The 2,773-nt window shown below is 42.3% G+C and carries 4 protein-coding genes and 1 CRISPR repeat array; of the genes, 3 read left to right on the top strand and 1 reads right to left on the bottom strand.

What is annotated here, in order from left to right; all coding sequences use genetic code 11:
- Positions 1-8: 8 nt before the first annotated feature.
- Positions 9-309: direct repeats of the CRISPR family, unit length 32 nt; unit sequence GTCGCACTCTATACGAGTGCGTGGATTGAAAT.
- A gap of 198 nt (positions 310-507) precedes the next feature.
- Together K331_RS0128440 and K331_RS0128435 are read left to right on the top strand one after the other, a co-directional pair.
- Positions 508-732, top strand: coding sequence for a type II toxin-antitoxin system HicA family toxin (locus K331_RS0128440; RefSeq protein ID WP_404821540.1), 225 nt, complete (start codon positions 508-510; stop codon positions 730-732).
- A 29-nt stretch (positions 733-761) separates the two neighbouring features.
- A complete protein-coding gene (locus K331_RS0128435) occupies positions 762-1,178 on the top strand; it encodes a type II toxin-antitoxin system HicB family antitoxin (protein ID WP_028592952.1) in 417 nt (138 codons plus the stop codon).
- A gap of 217 nt (positions 1,179-1,395) precedes the next feature.
- Here K331_RS0128435 and K331_RS0128430 read toward each other — a convergent pair whose 3' ends face one another.
- Positions 1,396-1,632 carry a helix-turn-helix domain-containing protein gene (locus K331_RS0128430; RefSeq protein WP_028592951.1) on the bottom strand — a complete coding sequence of 79 codons (237 nt, stop codon included), beginning with the start codon at positions 1,630-1,632 and terminating at the stop codon, positions 1,396-1,398.
- A gap of 336 nt (positions 1,633-1,968) precedes the next feature.
- Here K331_RS0128430 and K331_RS32910 point away from each other — a divergent pair, with 336 nt between their 5' ends.
- Positions 1,969-2,520, top strand: coding sequence for a hypothetical protein (locus K331_RS32910; RefSeq protein WP_226383720.1), 552 nt, complete (start codon positions 1,969-1,971; stop codon positions 2,518-2,520).
- Positions 2,521-2,773 lie beyond the last annotated feature (253 nt).

Here is a 2,773-nt window from a genome sequence, read left to right as displayed (position 1 = left end):
TACATCCAGTCGCACTCTATACGAGTGCGTGGATTGAAATATCAATGCGCTGCGGTTTGGTGATCCGAAAGGACGGTCGCACTCTATACGAGTGCGTGGATTGAAATCCAGCTTGATCATAGGCGCTATCTCTATCCCCTTATAGTCGCACTCTATACGGGTGCGTGGATTGAAATCAAGCTTCGCGTCAAAAGGCGAAAATTCGCCCTTCGTCGCACTCTATACGAGTGCGTGGATTGAAATTACATATCCATCAGTGTAACTTGAGATTTGGATAGTCGAACTCTATACGAGTGCGTAGATTGAAGTACAACTCGCCCGGTGTACCCGGTTGATCGCATGGAGGACACACTCTAATAGACGTTTAAATAACGCAGCTTCACATTCATGTCGACTCAATAGTTAATTAGCGATAACGTATCTCTCTTATTCTTTGATATTAAAGTTTTTGTGTACTTGTAATCACATGCATTTAATATAGCATGTGATTATTTACGTGCATAATTTATGCATGTTAGAATATACTTAGAGAGGAGGATGATTTTGGGCTACTCATCACGCAGCATCATTAAGAAGATTGAAGCGGATGGGTGGTACTTGGTTAGGGTCAGAGGTAGTCATCATCAGTTTAAAAATCATATAAAACAGGGCCTAGTAACAGTGCCAGACCCGTCAAGGGATTTAGACCCTAAAACAGCAAAATCCATACTCAAACAGGCGGGGCTACAGTAGCCCTTCCTCAAGGAGGTTATATATATACTATGGATAAATTCATTTATCCCGCAATTTTTGAGAAAGGAGAAGTCAAAGGCTACACCGTGACCTTTCCCGATCTACCGGGTGCCATTACCGAGGGAGATGACATGGAGGAAGCATTGCGTATGGCGCGTGAGTGTCTGGAGTTGCATTTGTATGGAATGGAAGAGGATCAGGATGAAATCCCGAATCCTACAGATCCAACAGCAGTATTACCGCCTAAGGGTTCTTTTGTCACCATGATTGAAGTGAGAATGGGATCTATCCGAGATGAGATGATGAACAAGTCTGTTACGAAAAATGTAACCATTCCACGCTGGCTTGAGAAGGAAGCTGCGCGTGAGAAGCTTAACTTTTCCCAAGTGCTTCAACAGGCGTTAAAGGAACGCTTAGGAGTGAAGGACTACCCGACAGCGAAATAGGGATATGTTGCATGCAACATTTTTTGTAGTTCCTTACACTACGGTTATTGAACAGGCTGGACTCTACACGAGTGCGTGAATTGAAAATACTGTCACTTGATCCGTCACGGTGAGCGGGCCTGTCGCACTCTCTTTGCAAATATGATGGAAACGCCAATAAAGCACTGAATCTGTTCAGAGGAACCGATTAGTGCTTTATTTTTATCTACACACTGTCTCAATCGCGTGGACGCACTTCGAACAGATCGTTTGGCGTAATGTTAAAGTATAAACAAAGCTTTACGATCAAAGATGTAGAGACTTTCTTCTTATCCATATTCGTATTGTGCACTAGCTCCATGATAGTTGTGCGGCGATGTCCAATCTCCTCAGATAGTTTCAACACGGACATGTTATCGTGTGCTTTGAGAATCTCACTAAGCTTGCAGTGCAAGGTATAGTTCTGAAATTCCATAGAGACCTCCTGAATTATATTAATTTGTTGCACGTTTAAGGTGCATATGGTATATTGAATGTGTCTTAATTGAACGTTTAAAGTGCAAATAGTTCACTCAAGGTATTTCCAGTGTGCAAAAGTTGAATCGACATGCACATCGAAAGGTCAACTCTCCTAGTTATTTTACAAATTGATATCTAACTCATTATTTGTGCCGCTAGTTACGAACAAACGAAAAGAATACAAAGGAGTGTTACTATATTTCAAATGAATCAGGTATGCAATAAACAGGGTATTGTCGACATTTTCAGACAACGACTTCTGTGGCCAGAGGCCGAAGGGCTCGCAAGCCAAATGTATACGTACCATATAAAAGATTCTTTGGGGCGGAAATGGCACACGATTGGATATGATGCTACTGATGCTATCAAAGTATTCAGTGCTGGATACTCCCAGCCATGGACGTACATCATCGAGCCAGCTTCCTATGATTCGGGACTCACACATGATGAATTAGTTCGTCGCTTGTATTTTGGCCCCGGTGACGGTCGTTTTTGGACTGATATGCCTATCATATTAAATACTACTGAGAGACGCAATGAGTTGGTTAGGCGTGTTGTTAATGTGAATGAAGATAGTCTATCTTACATATTGCACCAGATGAAAGAAGAGTTCCTGCTATATGATGCCCTATCTCCAGTGTTTTTTTGCAAGCTTTATAGTATTAACCCTATTGAGGCACTCTCTCTATACTTTCTTGAAAGCGTAGATCTATATTCATTTTGGAAATGGGAGCAAGCTGGAGGGGAAGCTGACAAAGCGATCAGCTACAAGGAGATGGATGCTCAGTTGAGCTTTGCACAGGCCCTTCGTCTGCTGCAGCAGAAACAGCGTGGCAATCAATAAGATATATGATTTATTCTTTCCTGAAAAGTTGGTTTGCTTGGTGCGAACCCCAAGCGTACATGAAAACCCCGGGGGATTCGCACCTCAGATTTTGTCGAAACTGAGTCGAATGTGAATGAATTGTGAACTGATGCGAGATAAAAAGCATAAGTAGCCTTTCATTTGTTCGGATTTACGTTAAAATAGGAGACGTGAACAACTCTTTTACGTTGTTTTCCGCTGTCGCACTCTACACGAGTGCGTGGATTGAAAT

Origin of the sequence: Paenibacillus massiliensis subsp. panacisoli DSM 21345 (assembly GCF_000426545.1) — a bacterium.
Classification (GTDB): domain Bacteria; phylum Bacillota; class Bacilli; order Paenibacillales; family Paenibacillaceae; genus Paenibacillus; species Paenibacillus panacisoli.
Note: the sequence above shows the minus strand (reverse complement) of the source record. Positions and strands in the feature narration are given on the sequence as shown.